The sequence below is a fragment of the Actinokineospora enzanensis DSM 44649 genome (genome assembly GCF_000374445.1).
Taxonomy (GTDB): domain Bacteria; phylum Actinomycetota; class Actinomycetes; order Mycobacteriales; family Pseudonocardiaceae; genus Actinokineospora; species Actinokineospora enzanensis.
The window spans coordinates 312,166-329,387 of record NZ_KB894405.1 but is presented as its reverse complement, the minus strand read 5'-3'; the positions used below and the strand labels follow the sequence as shown (position 1 = coordinate 329,387).

Here is a 17,222-nt window from a genome sequence, read left to right as displayed (position 1 = left end):
TGGCTCAGTTCAGGCCGTTGAGCCATTCGTCGATGGTGTGGGCGGTCGACTCGGAGGCGGCGTCCACGATGCTGAAGTGGTCGCCGGGGATGGTCAGGGTCTCGTCGGCGCGGTGCCAGGTGGTGCGCCACGACTCGTCAGCCGGGTCGGGGATGATGTCGCCGACCGAGAACCTGTGGGCCGGGCGGAGCAGGACGGTGTGGGACCGGACTTCATCCAGTTCCGCGGTTTCCAGCAGGTTCAGGTAGTGGGCCATGGCGGTGAGAGGGTCGCGGTCGAAGGGGCCGTAGTTCTCCTCGCGTTCCAGCATGCCGCCTGCCATGTCCGACACGGTGTCGGCCGTGGCGTCGCCGCCGCTGTCCATCTCGTAGCTGTCCAGCAGGATGACGGCGGTGGGGGTCAGGCCCGCGGCTTCGAGGCGGGAGGCCAGCGCGTAGGCGAGGACGCCGCCGGAGGAGTAGCCGAGCAGGGCGAAGGGTTCGGGGCTGGTCTGGATGGACGCGGCGAGGACCGCGTACACCGCGTCCAGATCGGTGGGCAGGGGCTCGCCCGCGGCGAAACCGGGCAGGGGAAGCACCGAGAAGGAGCGGTTGCCGCGTAGCCAGGAAGCCAGTTTGGCGTACTGGTAGGCACCGCCCAGGGCGGCGGGCGGTGGGACCGCCAGGAGACGCGGACCTGCTCCGACCGACAGCTCTACCGGGCGCGGGGGCACGGGCAGGTCTGCCGGGGTCTGGAAGGTAGGCCGCAGTCGGGCCGCCGCCCCGAGCAGGGCGATGCCTTCCTGCACCCGTCCGGCGCGGACGGCGTCGGTGAACATCTGCTTCACCGGGTCGTCCGTGGGAGCCACCGCGGTGCCGGTCAGTACGCCCAGCAGGTGGGTGGCCAGGCCCGCAGGAGTGCGGTGATCGAATACCACCGACGCGGGCAGGGGCACGCCTGTCGCGCGGGAGATGCGGTTGCGTAGTTCGACGGCGGTCAGGGAGTCGAAGCCGGACTCCAGGAAGTGGGCCTCGGGGTCGACCGCGTCGGCGTGGGCGTGGCCGAGTAGGGCGGCGGCCTCGGCCAGTACGACGCGACGGAGGCCCTTCTCGGTCGGTTCGATGGTGGCCGGAGCGGTGTCCTCGACCACTCGGCGGCGCGACTTTCGGCCGATCCGGGGCGACGCGGTGGCTTCGGCGACGCGGGGCGGGCGGGCGACGACGGCCTGGGCCTCGGCGATCGGGGTGCCGGTGTGGTCGGTCAGGAGGATGGCGACCTTGTCGGCGGCGATCGGGGTCAGGCGGGCGCGGACCCGGGACGCACCGGCGGCGAACAGGCGGAAGTCGTGCCACTCGGTGGGGATGCCGTCGGCGAAGGACTCCAGTGACAGGGACGCCGCGTGCAGGGCCGTGTCCAGGGCCAGCGGGTGCAGGCCGAAGCGGTCGGCGCCTGCGGACGGGTCCAGGTCGACCTCGGTGAAGACCACGTCCTCGACGAGCCAGGCCTGGTCGACGGCCGACGCACCGGCAGGCGGCCACTCGGTCAGGCCGGTTGGCTCGGCCGTCGAGTCGGCCGTCAGCAGGCCCTCGGCGTGCCGGAGCCAGGTCTCGCCGGTCCACGAGTGGATCGTGACCGACCGGCCGGACGCGCCGGGTTCGCCGACCACAACCTGCAACCGGATGGGCGAGTCACCGACCGCCAACGGCACGTCGGTCACGAGGAGGGCGACCTTGTCGAGACCGACCTCATCGGCCGCCCGCACCGCCAGCTCGACGAATCCGGCGTTCGGGAACACCGGCTCGTCCACCAGCCACGGGTGCGTCGCCGTCGACACCGAGCCGGTCAGGACCACGGTGGACGATCCGGCAACCGACAGCGTGCCGCCGATGATCGGGTGGTCCGCGCCGGTCAGACCGGCGTCACCGCTCTCCCGGCGGGCTTCCATGTCGACCGTCGGCCAGAACCGGGTGCGGTGGAAGGCGTAGCCGGGCAGGGCGACGGGCGCGGCCTGGCCGGTGTTCACCCGCCGCAGGTCGACCTCGGCGCCGGTGACGTGCAGGCGGCCCAGGGCCAGCAGGGCCGAGCGGACCTCGGCGCGGTCCTTGCGCAGGACCGGCACGAACTCGGCGGTGTCCACGATCTGCTGCGCCAGCGCGGAAAGCGTGCCGTCCGTGCCCAGCTCGACGAACCGGGTGGCGCCGGTCGCGGCCACCGCGTCGGCGAAGCGGACGGTCTCGCGGCAGTTGGCGACCCAGTGCGCCGGGTCGCGCAGCTCATCGGTCACGGCCGCGCCGGTCACCGTCGAGATGACCGTGAGGCGCGGCTCATCGTAGGTGAGCTCCTCGGCGATCTCGGCGAGTTCCGCCAGGATCTCCGCCAGCAACGGCGAGTGCACCGGCACGCCGATGGCGAGCTTGTCCGCGCGCCGACCGAGCGCGGTGAAGTGCTCCGCGATCGGAGTAATCGCGGCCGACGAACCGGATACCACGACCGAGCGCGGTCCGTTCACCGCTGCCAGAGCGGTGTCAGCAGCCAGCAGCGGCTCGACCTCGGACGCCGCCGCTTCGATCGCGAACACCGCTCCGGTGGGCAGTTCGTCCATCAGCAGCCCACGGTTGGCGACCAGCTTCACCGCGTCATCCAGGGACAGGACACCGGCCAGGTGCGCGGCCGCGACCTCGCCGACCGAGTGGCCGATCAGCACGTCCGGGCGCACGCCCCACCACTGGAGCAGCTGGAACTGCGCCACCGCCACGGTGAACACCGCCGCCTGCGCGAACTGCGGCCGGGCCAACAGCTGCGCGGCGACCGAGCCCTTCTCGGCGAACACGACCTCGCGCAGCGACCGGCCCAGATACGGGTCGAACTTGGCCGCGACGCGGTCGAACTCCTGCGCGAAGGCGGGGAACGCGGCGTGCAGACCGGCCCCCATGCCCGCGCGCTGCACGCCCTGACCAGGCAGGAGGTACGCGGTCGTGCCGCCGGAGCGGGCCCGGCCGGTCACCACGCCCGCCGCCGGTACATCCGAGGTGGACAGGCTCAGCAGGCCCTCGCGCACCTCGTCCAGGTCCGCGCCGACCACGGCGGCGCGGTGCTGGAACAGCGGGTTACGGGCGGCCAGGGCGTGCGCGACGTCGATCAGGTCGAGCCCCGGGTTCGCGTCCAGGTGGGCCAGCAGCGCGCGGGCCTGGTCCGGGACCGCGTCCGGCGTGCGGGCCGACACCACCAGCGGCGGCAGCACACCATCCACAGTGGACTCCGGAGCGGTGGTCTCAACCGAGGGGGCCTGTTCCAGGATCACGTGCGCGTTGGTGCCGCTGTAGCCGAACGCGGACACCGCCGCCCGGCGCGGCCGGTCGACCTCAGGCCACGGCCGGGTCTCGTCCAGCAGCCGGACCGAGTCCTCGGCCCAGGCGACGTCGACCGTGGGCTCGGCGGCGTGCAGGGTCGCGGGCAGCACGCCGTGCCGGAGCGCCTGCACCATCTTGATCACCCCGGCGACACCGGCGGCGGCCTGGGTGTGCCCGATGTTCGACTTCACCGACCCCAGCCACAGCGGCCGCCCCTCCGGCCGTTCCCTGCCATAGGTGGCCAGCAGGGCGCCTGCCTCGATCCGGTCACCCAGCGGCGTGCTCGCGCCGTGACCTTCCACGGCGTCCACGTCGGCCGGGACCAGTCCGGCGGCGGCCAGCGTGCGTCGGATCAACTTCTCCTGCGCCGGACCACTCGGCGCGGTCAAGCCATTGGACGCACCGTCCGCGTTGACCGCACTGGACCGAACGACCGCGAGTACGTTGTGCCCATTGCGCTGGGCATCGGACAGCCGCTCGACGACGAGAACACCGACGCCCTCACCCCAGCCGAAGCCGTCGGCCCCGGCCGAGTACGGCTTGCACCGACCGTCCCGCGCCACCGCGCCGTCCACGAACTGGGCGAACGGCGCGGGTGACACCAGCGCGGACACACCGGCGACCAACGCCAGCCCACAGTCCCCGCTTCGCAGCGCCTGGACGGCCTGGTGGAGGGCGACGAGAGAGGACGAGCAGGCAGTGTCGACCGACACCGCGGGCCCTTCCAGTCCGAACGCGTAAGCCACCCGCCCGGACACCACACTGCTCAGCGCACCCGAGCCCCGGTAGAGCCCACCGCCCTGCGCCATTGCCTGGTCGCCCGGGTCGTAGTCACCTTGCATCACACCGACGAACACACCGGTCGTGCTGCCGCGCAACGCGATCGGGTCGAGTCCGGCGTTCTGCAGGGCGGTCCAGGAGGACTCCAGCAGCATCCGCTGCTGGGGGTCCATCATCAATGCCTCGTTCGGGCCGATGCCGAAGAAGCCCGCGTCGAAGTCCGTCGCGTCCGGCACGAACCCGCCGCGCGGCGTGCCGCCGTCCGGCGCCACCTGCGGCAGCCAGTGCGCCATGTCCCAGGCCCGGTCGGTCGGGAAGTCACCCGTGCCGTCGGACGCGGACTCCACCAACCGCCACAGGTCCTCCGGGGTGGTCACGCCACCGGGGAACCGGCACGCCATCCCGACGATCGCAATGGGCTCGTCCGTGCCGATCGTGACAATCCGCTCGGACTCCTCGGTGTCTTCCACACCACCCAACAGCGACTCATACAGGTGAACAGCGAGGTCGCCTGCGGTCGGGTAATCGAAGACAAGGGTCGCGGTCAGGCTCAGCCCGGTGGCCTCGTTGAGGGCGTTGCGCAGGTCCACGGCGGTCAGCGAGTCGAAGCCCAGGTCCTTGAACGCCCGGTCGGCGTCGAACACCTCGGCCGACGCGTGCCCGAGCACCTCGGCCGCGTGCCGGATCACCAGGTCGCGCAGGTGCGCGAGCCGCTTGTCGGCGGGCAGCCGGACCAGCTTGCCGAGCAACGAGTCGGCGCCCACCTCGCGGTCGGCGACGGTCCGCCGGGCAGGCGGGACCAGAGCGCGCAGCAGGTCGGGCACGGCCCCGGCGGACCGCCACGCGGGCAGGTCCAGCTTCACCGGCACCAGCGCGGCCCCGGCGGAGCGCACGGCGGTGTCGAACAGGCCCAGCCCCTCCTCGGCGGTGAACGCGCCCAGGCCGCGCTTGCCGTGCGTCTCCCCCGCCATGCCGCCTGCGGACTCCCACATGCCCCAGGCCAGCGAGTGCGCGGGCAGGCCGACGGCCAGCCGGTGCGCGGTCAATGCGTCGAGGAACGCGTTGGCGGCGGCGTAGTTGCCCTGACCGGGTGCTCCGAGCACGCCCGCGGCGGAGGAGAAGGTGACGAACGCGGTGGCGTCGCCCGCCAGCTCGTGCAGGTGCCAGGCGGCCAGTGCCTTGGGGTCGAAGACGGCGTCGATCCGCGCTGGGGTCAGCGAGGTCAGCACACCGTCGTCGAGCACACCGGCGGCGTGGACGACGGCGGTCACCGGGTGCGCGGCGAGCAATTCGGCGACGGAGTCCCGATCGGACAGGTCGGCGGCGAGTGCGATCGCGGTGGCCCCCAGGTCGGACAACCGAGCGAGCAAGTCCGCCGCGCCGGGGGCATCCGCACCTCGGCGGCTGACCAGCACCAGGTTCTTGACGCCGTGCTCGCGCACCAGGTGTGTCGCGACAAGCGCGCCCAGCGCACCCGTGCCGCCCGAGAGCAGCACAGTGCCCACGGTCCAATCGTGGGCCGCGGTCACCGGCTCGGGCACCGCGCGCACCAACCGGGGAACCGTCACCTGGTCACCTTCGACCCGCACGGCGGACTCGTCGACGGCACAGATCGCCGCCAGCCGCTGGGCCGTGGTCTCCCCCTCGACGAGCACGATCTGCCCCGGGTTCTCCACCTGCGCCGACCGCACCAGCCCGGCCACGGCCGCCCCGGCGAGATCACCGCCGGTGGACACCACCAACCGGCCGGACGGCGCGGCCAACCACTCCTGAAGCGTGCTCAATGCACGGTGCACAGCGACCCGAGAAGACTCGGCGTCCACTCCGGGCAATGCCCGGTAAACCTGGACATCGGCGTCCGTCCCGTAGTCGGCAACGGTCAGCTCGGACCCCGAGGGCAACGTCAACGGCACCCAGTCGACCCGCCACAGCGCATCGGTCCCGCCAGGCACCGCACGAGCCGCCGCCAGCTGCTCCGCGCTGATCTGCCGCAGCCGCAGGGTCCCGATCCGGGCGACCGGGCTACCGGTCGTGTCGGCCAGCCGCAGCTCCACAGCCTGCTCACCGGTCGGCCGGATCCGCACCCGCAGCGCGGACGCGCCCGTCGCCAGCAGCTCGACCTCGGACCAGGCGTAAGGCAAGGTGGTGCCCTCACCAGCGGCCGCGCTCAGCCCGACCGCGTGCAGGGCGGCGTCGAACAACGCCGGGTGCAGCCCGAACGCCTCGGCGCCCAGCCGGTCCTGCTCGGGCAGCGAGACCTCGGCGAAGACCTCGTCCCCGACCCGCCAGGCGGCGCGCAGACCCCGGAACACCGGCCCGTACTCCGTGCCCGCCTCGGCGATCAGCTCGTACATCCCGTCCAGGTCGACGACCTCGGCCCCGGCGGGCGGCCAGGCGGCCAGGTCGAACCCGGCCCCGGCCTCGGCACGGGCCAGCGTTCCCTCCGCGTGCCGGGTCCATTCCGCCGTCGTGCCGAGCCCGTCCGGTCGCGAGTAGACACTCACCGGCCGGGCGCCGTCAGCGGCCGGGGTCCCGACCCGGACCTGCAACCGCACCGATCCCTTGGCAGGCAACACCAACGGCGCGTGCAGCGTCAGGTCACGAACCTGTCCACACCCGACCTCGTCCCCCGCCCGCACGGCCAGCTCGACGAAAGCCGTCCCGGGCAGCATGATCGAGCCCCCGACCACGTGATCACCCAGCCACGGATGCGTGGCCGGGCCGACCCGCCCGGACAGCACCACGCCGTCCGCGTCGGCGAGCAGCGTCGCCGCGCCGAGCAGCGGGTGGTCGACCGGGTCCAGGCCCATCGCGTCGGCGTCGCCGGACTCGCCGGTCAGCTCCAGCCAGTAGCGCTGGTGCTGGAAGCCGTAGGTGGGCAGGTCGGCGCGACGAGCACCGCGCGCGGCGAAATGCGCGGCCCAGTCGACCCGGACCCCACGCGTGTGCAGGGTGGCCAGCGCGGTCGTCAACGCGACATCGGCGGGCACGTCCTTGCGCTGGGCGGCCACCGCGACAACCGTCTCCGGCGCGGACTGCGGCACCACGGCGGTCAGCGGCGCGTCCGGCCCCAGCTCGAAGAACCGGTTGACCTCCTCGGCCGCCAGCGCGCGCACCGCGTCGGCAAAGCGAACCGGCTGCCGGACATTGCGCACCCAGTACTCGGGATCCGTCAGCTCGTCGTAGACCTCCGCGCCGGTGACGCTGGAGATGAAAGTCAGGCTGGGCCGCGAGTAGGTCAAGCCGGCGGCGATAGCGCGGAACTCCTCCAGCATCGGCTCCATCAACCGCGAGTGGAACGCGTGCGAGACGCGCAAACGCGTGGTCCGACGACCCGCGTCGGAAAACTGCCCCGCCAACGCGAGCACGGCGTCCTCGGGACCGGACAACACGACCGCGCGCGGTCCGTTGACGGCGGCCAGGTCGACTGTCCCGGACGGGTCGCGCTCGGCGACCTCGTCGGCGGTGGCCTCGACCGCGACCATCGCCCCGCCCTCGGGCAGCGCCTGCATCAACTTGCCCCGAGCGACGACCAGCTTCGCGGCCTCGGCCAGCGACAGCACGTCGGCGCAATGCGCGGCGGCCAATTCCCCGATCGAGTGCCCGCACACCGCGTGCGGCTCGACACCCCAGGACCGGACCAACCGGAACAGCGCGACCTCGAACGCGAACAGCGCGGCCTGCGTGTACCCGGTGCGCGCCAACGCCTCCGGGTCGTTGTCGATCACCTCGCGGATCGGCCGGTCGAGGTGCTTGTCCAGCTCGGCGCACGCGGCTGCGTAGGCCTCGGCGAACACCGGGAACGCGGCGGTCAGCTCGGCGCCCATGCCGGGCCGCTGGGAACCCTGGCCGGAGAACAGGAACGCGGTGTTGGTGCCGCCACGCGCCAGACCGGTGATCCCACCCGAACCATCGGCCAGCGCGACAAGGCCCGCCCGCAGACCATCCAGGTCATGGCCCACGATGGCAGCGCGGTGGTCCAGGTGTGTGCGGGAAGCGCCGAGCGTGTGTGCGATATCCAGTGCGGGAATGTCTGTGTTGGTCGTGAGGTACTCGGCCAGCCGGGCGGCCTGCGCGCGCAGCGCCTGCGGGGTGCGACCGGAAAGGACGAAGGGAATGGCGGCGGTGTCGCGAACGGACTCATCCGATGTGGACTCCGGCGCTTCCTCCAGGATGACGTGCGCGTTGGTGCCGCTGAGACCGAAGCAGGACACCGCGCCACGCCGGGGATGCCCGTTGCGCGGCCACTCACGACGCTCGGTGAGCAGCTCGACCTGCCCGGCCGTCCAGTCCACGTGCCGGGTCGGCTTGTCCACGTGCAACGTTCGCGGCAGCACACCGTTGTTCAGCGCCAGTACCATCTTCAGCACCCCGGCGACGCCGGAAGCGGCCTGCGTGTGCCCGAGGTTCGACTTCACCGACCCCAACCACAGCGGCTCCGCGCGCCCCTGCCCGTAGGTGGCCAGCAGCGCCTGCGCCTCGATCGGGTCGCCGATCTTGGTGGCGGTGCCGTGCGCCTCGACGACGTCGACCTCCGCAGGCGCCACCCGCGCGTTGGCCAGGGCCTGGCGGATCACCCGCTGCTGGGCGGGGCCGTTGGGGGCGGTCATGCCGTTGGACGCGCCGTCCTGGTTGATCGCGGTGCCACGCACGATCGCCAGCACCGGGTGGCCGTTGCGGCGGGCGTCGGACAGCTTCTCCACCAGCAGCATGCCGCAGCCCTCGGACCAGCCGGTGCCGTCGGCGGAGTCGGCGAACGCGCGGCAGCGGGCGCTGCGGGCGAGCGTGCCGTCCAGGCTGAACTCGACGAACGTGCGCGGGGTGGACATCACCGACACGCCGCCGACCAGCGCCAGCGAGCACTCCCCCGCGCGCAGGGCCTGCACCGCCAGGTGCAGCGCGACCAGTGAGGACGAGCAGGCGGTGTCGATCGTGACGGCCGGGCCCTCCAGGCCGAAGGTGTAGGCGAGCCGACCGGAGAGCACCCCGGAGGAGCCGTAGCTGCCCTGGTAGTTGTGGTACATGGTGCCCGCGAACACGCCGGTCGGGGTGCCCTTCACGGTGTCCGGGGCGATGCCCGCGCGCTCGAACGCCTCCCACGCGGTCTCCAGCAGCAGCCGCTGCTGCGGGTCCATCAGCAGGGCCTCGCGCGGGCTGATGCCGAACAGGTCGGCGTCGAAGTCCAGGGCGTCGTGCAGGAAGCCGCCCTCGCGCACGTAGCTGGAGCCCGCGCGCTCGCCGCTGGGGTCGTAGAGCCGGTCGAGGTCCCAGCCCCGGTTGGCCGGGAATGCGCCGATCGCGTCCACGCCGCCGTCGAGCAGCCGCCACAGTGCCTCCGGCGTGTTCGCGCCACCGGGCAACCGACAGGCCATGCCGACGATCGCCACCGGTTCCCTGGCGGCCTCGGCGAGCCTGCGGTTCTTCTCGCGCAGCCGTTCGGTCTCCTTCAGCGACGCACGGAGCGCACCGACCAGCTTGTCCTCGGAGTTGCCCACGTGTCCTCTTTTCCATCCCGTCGCCCGGTTCCCCCGCGGGACGCGTTAGCGCGCCCGCACGGCGATCTGCTGCCGACCATACGAGCGGCGGGCGGGCGTCCCCACCCCTAAAGGGCCGGGCGGAGCCGGTGCGGTGGGGTCGGCCAGGTCCGCTTTAGACGACCTTTAGGGGTTGTCGGTCGCCGGGCCGGGTGACAGATTTCCGGTATTCCCAAGGCAATTCCCGATCGCGTTTCCTCCTCGACCGACGTTCCGGGTCGGTTCACCCGGGAATGGGTCCGCCCCCGACGACAAAGGCTGGGATGGCTATGCACCGCAAGATTCGAAGGCTCCTGGTCGTGGGAGCGCACGGCGACGACGAGACCCTCGGCGCGGGTGGCACCATCGCCCGGCTCGCGGACGAGGGCGTGGTCGTGTCGCTGTGCGTCCTGACCAACGACGACGGCTCCCGCTCGGCCACCGGCTCGGGGGTGGTCAACCGGACCGCGTCGATCGAGCTGGCCGCCAAGACGCTGGGCGTGGAACGCGTGCGGGTGCACGAGTTCGGCGACAACCGGCTGGACACCGTCGGCAACCTGGAGCTCAACCGGGTGGTGGAGCGGGAGGTGCGCGAGTTCGAGCCGGACACCGTGTTCACCACCAGCATGTGCGACCTGAGCACCGACCACGCCCTGGTCAGCCGGGCCGCGCGGGTGGCGGGCAGGCCGGGCAAGGGCAGCGTGCGCGAGCTGCGCACGTTCGAGATCCGCTCGGCCACCGACGTCGGCGAGGCTTCCGGGCTGCCGGTCGTGTTCCGGCCCAACTGCTGGGAGCGGCTGGACGAGACGCACATCGAGCGCAAGGTCGAGGCGCTGCGCGCGTACGGCAAGGAGCTGGAGCCGTGGCCCGCGCCGCGCAGCGAACGCGGGGTGCGCGCGCTCGCCGAGTACCGCGGCTCCCAGGTCTCGGCCTGCCTCGCCGAGGCGTTCGAGATCGTCCGGATCGTCTACTGAGGACCCTACGTGAACCTGCACCGCGGGCCGGCCCCCGACCCGTGCCCCGTTGTCCGCAAGAATGGGTGTGAACCGGCATGACCAGTACCGTCGTGGAATTCGAGACCATCGCCGAGCTCAACAAGCTGACCTCGGTCGCCATCGTCGGCATGGGCTACGTCGGCCTGCCGACCGCGCTGGGGCTGCACGCGGGCGGCGTCGGCGTGATCGGCATCGACCTGTCGCAGAACCGGCTGGACGCGATCGGCGCGTGCACCGTCGACCTGATCGAGTCCGACCTGCGCAGGCTGGAGAAGTCCGTGCACCAGGCCGACTTCCAGCTCACCACCGACGCGGCCAGGATGGCCGAGGCGGACGCGGTGCTGGTGTGCGTGCCCACCGGGCTGGACGAGTACCTGATGCCGGACCTGCGCCCGCTGGAGAGCGCCTGCGCCGCGCTGGTGGCCAACGCCCGCCGCGGCCAGACCCTGATCCTCACCTCGACCAGCTACGTCGGCACCACCCAGCGGATGCTGGTGAAGCCGCTGGCCGCCAAGGGCTTCACGGTCGGCCGGGACATCTTCGTGGCCTCCAGCCCGGAGCGCATCGACCCGGGCAACATCACGCACACCCAGGCCGAGACCCCCAGGGTGCTCGGCGGCGTCACGCCCACCTGCACCGCCATGGCCCAGCGGGTGGTCAACGTGCTGACCCCGGCGGTGCACTGCGTCAGCTCGCCGGAGGCGGCGGAGATGACCAAGCTGTACGAGAACACCTTCCGCGCGGTGAACATCGCGCTGGCCAACGAGTTCGCCGAGATCAGCTCCGGCTTCGCGATCGACCCGATCGAGGTCATCGACGCGGCCGCCAGCAAGCCCTACGGCTTCATGGCCTTCCACCCCGGCCCGGGCGTCGGCGGCCACTGCATCCCGTGCGACCCGCACTACCTGCTGTGGCAGCTGCGCGCGACCACCAGCGAGGCCCCGCTGGTGACCCAGGCCATGAACGCCATCGCCGAGCGTCCGCGCCAGGTCGTCGACCGGGTACTGAACACCCTGTCCCGGGAGGGCCGCGGCCTGACCGGGGCCCGCGTGCTGGTGGCGGGCGTGACCTACAAGCCGGGCGTGCAGGACGTGCGCTCGTCGTCGGCACTGGACATCATCGACCTGCTCGCCGCCAAGGGCGCCAAGGTCGGCTACTACGACCCGCTGGCCCCCAACATCCGCGTCACCGGCGGCTCCCTGGACAGCGAGTACGACCCGGCAGGCGCCGACTGGGACGTGGTGCTGATCCACACGATCCAGCCGGACCACGACTACTCGTGGATCGCCCACTGCCCCATCGTGATCGACGCCACCTACCGCTTCGACCCCGCCCTGTTCGCGAACTGAGAGAGGACACCGACGTGCGCTACCTGATCACCGGCGGGGCCGGGTTCATCGGCTCCCACCTGGCGGAGCACCTGCTGGCGAGCGGCCACGAGGTGGTCGCCCTGGACGACCTGAGCACCGGCACGCTGGACAACCTGTCCACTGTGTCCAACCACGGCGCGTTCCGGTTCGTGCGCGGCTCCGTGACCGATGTCGCCGCCATCGAGTCCGCAATGGCCGGTGTGGACGCGGTGTTCCACATGGCGGCGGCGGTGGGCGTGTTCACCATCCTGGACAAGACCCTGGACAGCCTGCGCACCAACCTGCACGGCACGGAGAACATGCTGGAGGCGGCGCGCAAGCGGGACGTGCCGATCCTGGTGGCGTCGACTTCCGAGATCTACGGGAAGAACACGGCGCACGGGCTGACGGAGGACGCGGACCGGATCATCGGGTCGCCGCTGAAGAACCGTTGGTCCTATGCGGAGGCGAAGGCGCTGGACGAGACGTTCGCCTACCTGTACTCGCAGGAGCATGACCTGCGGACGGTTATCGTGCGGCCGTTCAATACCGTCGGGCCGCGACAGACCGGTCGGTACGGGATGGTCGTGCCTCGGTTCGTGACGCAGGCTTTGGCCGGGCAGCCGATCACGGTGTTCGGGGATGGGCAGCAGACTCGGTGCTTCTGCCATGTGCTGGATGTGGTGCCCGCTCTGGTGGCGTTGTTGTCGGATTCTTCGGCGTATGGGCAGGTTTTCAACCTGGGGAGCACGGAGCAGACGACGATCTCGCAGCTGGCTGAGCGGGTCATCTCGGCTACCGGGTCGAGCAGCACGATCGTGAAGATCCCGTATGAGGAGGCTTACGGGGACGGGTACGAGGACATGCAGCGTCGTATTCCGGACTGCACGAAGGCGTTCGACCAGGTGGGGTTCTCGCCGCGGCGGACGCTGGATGACATCATCGCGGCGGTGATCGCGGACCGGCGGGTCCGGGTCGGTCGCTGAGGTAACTCCTACGGCTCTCCCAAGAGGCCGCGCCCGCTCGGGCGCGGCCTCTTTCCGCGCATCGAGAGATTCGGCCATGGGCCCGCCCCTCAGGTTTGGGCGGGGGTTGTGCTCCCGAGGGGCGGGGGCAGAAGCAGGGTCAGGACGCGGAATCGGCTGGGGTCAGTTCGTCGGCCAAGGCGGCGCGACCCGGCACGCCCAGTTTGCGGTAGACGCGGGTCAGGTGTTGTTCGACCGTGCTTACCGTGATGTACAAGGCTTCCGCGATCTGCCGGTTGGTCCGCCCGTCCGCGGCCAGCTCCGCGACCCGCAGTTCCGCCTCGCTGAGCGCCGACGACGGTGCGGCCTCCACGCGCGGGACCGCAGGGCGGGTGGGGACGGCCCGGGGTACGGCGGGGGCCGGGCGGACAGGGCCGGTTCGGGGAACCTGCTTCGTGACGCCCGCCGGGCGAGGGCCGAGTTGGCTCATGGAGCGGAGCGTCTTGGCGAGTTCCAGCCGGTCGCCGCAGGCCTTGAAGGATTCCGCTGCGCGGTTGAGCATCCCGGGACGCGACGTGCTCTCGCCTGCCATGGCCAGGACGCGGAGGGCCGCGCCGCGGGTGGCGTGGTCGGTGGGGGCGGCCAGGGTGAGCTGTTGGCGGGCCAGTTCCAGGGCCGCGGTCGAGTTGCCCAGCATCAGGTTCGCCTCGGCCAGGTCGGTGCGCCAGGGGGCGATCAACGGCAGCGCGTGGTCGCCCAGGAGCTTGCCGCAGCGTTGGAAGTCGCTGACGGCGGCGAGGCCTCGGTTCGTGGCCAGGTGGAACTGACCGCGAGCGCGCAGGTATCGGATTCCGCCCAAAGTGGACAGTGCCACATCCGGAATCGGCGTGCGCAGCGCCGATGCGGCCGACTTCACCGCGCCCGCGGCCGTATGAGCGGTCACCAGGACGGCCAAGGGGTACCCGATGGCGGCTCCCCAGTTGGGAACGTCGAGCAGCACGAACGCGGCAGTCGCGTGTTCCTGCGCGGCCGACACATCCCCCCGGCGCAACATCAGATGAGCCGATACCGAACCCAGCAGAGCCTGCCAGGTAAGGGCACCCCGGTACTCGGCCTCCTCCAGCAGCGACGCGCACCAGCCCTCCGCCCGGTCCGGGCGGCCGTCATGGGACAGCGCGAGGATGGCGGTGGCCAGGGCCTCCAGGGACGTGTCCGACAGCGGGCAGTTGGCCAGGATGCGCTCGGCCGCCGACGAGATCATCTCCGCGCCGCCGGTGTGCCAGACGGCGGCCAGGGTGGCGGCGGTGTGCAGCCAGGGGTCCTCGCCCGGGTGACTCGGCGTCCCCGCACGGGCTGTGCCGTCCGGGAGCCCCGGGCCGACCGGGCTGGTCAGGACGTCGGCGGTGCCGAAGTGCCAGTGGCCCGCCAGGCCCAGCTCGGCCGCCGTGCGCGGGTCAAGCGGCTCGGTGTCGTGCACGAGCCGGTCCACCGCGGCGGTGAAGGTGGGCTGGTCGCCGAACCACAGGGACTGGCGGGCCAGCGCGATGCGGTCGGAGCGGTCCAGCGAGTCGCCCGCCTCACGCAGGGTGCGCAGGTGCGGGGCGGCGGCGGCCGGGGTGGTCCGCCAGGTGATCTTGGCGCGCAGCTGGGCGATGGTCTGCCGCTCCCAGGACGCGCTCGCCGCCGTCGCGGCCAGGTCCAGGCAGCGGGTGGCGAAGTCGACGTCGTCGGCCAGCATGACCTGCTCGGCGGCCTCGACCAGCACCGGCAGCGCCCAGTCGGCGGCCGCTTCCCCGGCGGCCACCAGGTGGCGGGCGACGTCGGCGGCGGCCAGGCCGCGCCGCTGCTTGACCTCGGCCGCGCGGAAGTGCAGCCCCACCTTCTCCGACCCGCGCAGACCACCCACCACCGCGGCGGCCGCGGGCGGCTGGCGGAAGCGGGAGCCGGTGACGAGGCCGGTGTCGGCCAGCAGACCCACGGACACCTCCACGTCCGCCGGGTCGACCCCGGCGACCGTGGCCACCGCGTCCGGGCTGACGTCGGTGTCCAGCACGGCCATGGCGGTGGCGACCTCGCGCAGCGGCGAGCCGTAACGGTGCAGCAGCCGGTGGACGGCCTGGGAGAACGCGATACCCGTGGTCACCGAACCGGTCGGCGCGCCGCCCCGGCTCGCGTCCAACAAGGCGTTGACCAGCAACGGGTTGCCCGCGCTCAGCGCGTGGATGCGCTCCGGCAGGTCGTCGTCGCCCTGGACGGCGGGGCACTCGTCACCGACCAGCTCGGCCACGGCCTCCACGGACAGCGGCAGCAGCCGCACGTGGTGGTGGGGCTGGGCCGCGAAGGCCAGACCCTCAAGGTCGTCGTACCAGGTCTCCGCGTGCGTCAGCACCAGCAGCAGGGCGGCCGATCGCGCCCTCCGCTGTAATCGCAACAGCAGTCTGGCCGACATCTCGTCGGCGTGCTCCACATCGTCCACCGCGATCAGCACCGCGCGCTCGCGGGCCAGCCGGTGCACCGCGGTGCACAGCCCGGTCACCGGGTCGTCCTCGGTGTACCGGTCGGCGGCCGCGCGCAGGATCGGGTTGGCCAGCAGCTGGTCGATGATCCCGCCTTCGACCTGCCGCTCGTCGGCCGCCCCGGCCGCGGTGACGGTCAGGATGCCCAGCTCGTCCGCGCGGGCGGCCAGCTGGTGCAGCGATCTCGTCCGGCCGCTCGCGGGTCCGCCGCCGACCAGGACGGTGGCACCGGTACCCGCGTCGCACTCGATCAGCGCGTCCTGCAGGTACGCCAGCGCGTCCCGCGGCTCGTACCGGTGGTCGCGTCCCCAGTTGTCACCCATCGCCTGCTCCTCGCCCCTGCGGCAAACCTCCCTGGGAAACCGAGACTCGCAGCCCCGCCATAAGCGCACCCAACCGCGATCTAAAGCGAGCCGCTCCCGACTCACCTCGTTGGCCCAGGACGACTACCCCGCGTCACGAAAGGGGCGGCCCCCCGGGTGGGTAGGGGTTGCCGGGGGTGGACGTGGGGCCGAACACTCCGAAGCTGTGACGAGAGCCGTGACTGACACCACGGGCCGCTGGGTCCGGCGTTTCCACCGGGTCGACGACGCGGGCACCCGCCTGGTGTGCCTGCCGCACGCGGGCGGCTCGGCCACCGCCTACTTCCCGTTCTCCCGCGCCGTCCAGGACGCCGGGGTGGACGTGGAGGTCGTGGCCGTGCAGTACCCGGGCAGGCAGGACCGCCGCGCCGAACCCTGCCTGGACGACCTGGACACCATGGCCGACGCGCTCGCCGAGGACATCGAGCCCTGGCTGGACCGTCCCGTGGCGCTGTTCGGCCACAGCATGGGCGCCATGCTCGGCTACGAGCTGACCCGCCGCCTCACCGCCGCCGGAACCCCACCGATCGGCCTGTTCGCGTCGGCCTGCCGGGCCCCGTCCGCGCAGCGTGTCGAGTTCGTCCACCAACGCGACGACAACGGCCTGATCGCCGCGCTACGGGAGCTGAGCGGCACCGACAGCGCCGTACTCGGCGACACCGAACTCCTGCGCATGGTCCTCCCGGCGATCCGAGGCGACTACACGGCCGTCGAGACGTACCGGCACCGACCCGGGATCGAGCCCGCCTGCCCGATCCAGGTCCTGGTGGGCGATTCCGACCCGGTGGTCGCCCTCGCCGAGGCGGCCGCCTGGCGCGCGCACACGACCGGGCCGTACGCGCTGGAAGTCCTGCCGGGCGGACATTTCTACCTGGATGACCAGCTTGTCCGAGTGATGACGACGGTGACCGCGCGACTACGGGAGTGGGGCACGCGCAACCCCGGATCACATACCGGCTAGGGGTGGGGAAACCCCATGACGTGTTCAGGAGTCTGCCCCATGGTTCGGCGGGTCCAGGACCGCGAAAATAGATACATCACGGAATACCGGACCCGCCCCACTCCCCGGAGGTAGTCATGATGGCCATCCAGTCCGCACCCGGCGTCACCCTGCGGATGCTCCCCAACGGCCACCTGGAGCTGACCTGCCGCACCACCCACCGCACCATCGACTGCGAGCCGGTCGCGGCGGCCATGTGGATCGCCCTCAAGCAGCACAACGGCGACCTGGACCGGGCCGCCGCCGTCCTCGCCGAACTGTGGGAGACCGACATCGAGGACACCAAGGACGACATGATCGCACTGGCGGGCTCGTTGTGCTCACTGGGGATGCTCGCCGAGGTCTGAGTCGCCCGCACCGGTATCCGTGAACCCCGCGCCTGGGGTTCCACCCCACCCCCATGAATCCCAGGC

At 72.0% G+C, this 17,222-nt stretch carries 6 protein-coding genes and 1 pseudogene; 5 read left to right on the top strand and 2 right to left on the bottom strand.

The genetic code is table 11. The annotated features are described in order from the left end of the window. Positions 1 to 4: 4 nt before the first annotated feature. Positions 5 to 9,604, bottom strand: a pseudogene (locus C503_RS0106140) (SDR family NAD(P)-dependent oxidoreductase); the annotation flags it as partial. Between the two features lie 338 nt (positions 9,605 to 9,942). Here C503_RS0106140 and C503_RS0106135 point away from each other — a divergent pair. From C503_RS0106135 to C503_RS0106125, 3 genes are all read left to right on the top strand, one after another. Continuing rightward, the gene (locus tag C503_RS0106135) at positions 9,943 to 10,596 is read left to right on the top strand and encodes a PIG-L deacetylase family protein (protein ID WP_211222324.1); all 654 of its coding nucleotides are present in this window, start codon (positions 9,943 to 9,945) and stop codon (positions 10,594 to 10,596) included. A 77-nt stretch (positions 10,597 to 10,673) separates the two neighbouring features. Beyond that, entirely contained in the window at positions 10,674 to 11,966 is a 1,293-nt protein-coding gene (locus C503_RS0106130; protein WP_018681312.1) for a nucleotide sugar dehydrogenase, read from the top strand. Between the two features lie 14 nt (positions 11,967 to 11,980). Then, on the top strand, positions 11,981 to 12,952 hold the full coding sequence (locus C503_RS0106125; RefSeq protein ID WP_018681311.1) for an NAD-dependent epimerase/dehydratase family protein: 972 nt from the start codon (positions 11,981 to 11,983) through the stop codon (positions 12,950 to 12,952). Positions 12,953 to 13,091: 139 nt separating this feature from the next. Here C503_RS0106125 and C503_RS0106120 read toward each other — a convergent pair whose 3' ends face one another. After that, entirely contained in the window at positions 13,092 to 15,770 is a 2,679-nt protein-coding gene (locus C503_RS0106120; protein ID WP_018681310.1) for a helix-turn-helix transcriptional regulator, read from the bottom strand. A 217-nt stretch (positions 15,771 to 15,987) separates the two neighbouring features. Here C503_RS0106120 and C503_RS0106115 point away from each other — a divergent pair, with 217 nt between their 5' ends. Continuing rightward, positions 15,988 to 16,770 carry a thioesterase II family protein gene (locus tag C503_RS0106115; RefSeq protein WP_018681309.1) on the top strand — a complete coding sequence of 261 codons (783 nt, stop codon included), beginning with the start codon at positions 15,988 to 15,990 and terminating at the stop codon, positions 16,768 to 16,770. Between the two features lie 116 nt (positions 16,771 to 16,886). Beyond that, positions 16,887 to 17,156, top strand: coding sequence for a hypothetical protein (locus tag C503_RS38210; protein WP_018681308.1), 270 nt, complete (start codon positions 16,887 to 16,889; stop codon positions 17,154 to 17,156). Positions 17,157 to 17,222: the final 66 nt, after the last annotated feature.

Excerpts from the sequence above, each read along its gene's own strand:
- C503_RS0106130 (WP_018681312.1), top strand. The coding sequence starts at position 10,674 with ATGACCAGTACCGTCGTGGAATTCGAGACCATCGCCGAGCTCAACAAG.
- C503_RS0106120 (WP_018681310.1), bottom strand. The coding sequence starts at position 15,770 with ATGGGTGACAACTGGGGACGCGACCACCGGTACGAGCCGCGGGACGCG.
- C503_RS38210 (WP_018681308.1), top strand. The coding sequence starts at position 16,887 with ATGATGGCCATCCAGTCCGCACCCGGCGTCACCCTGCGGATGCTCCCC.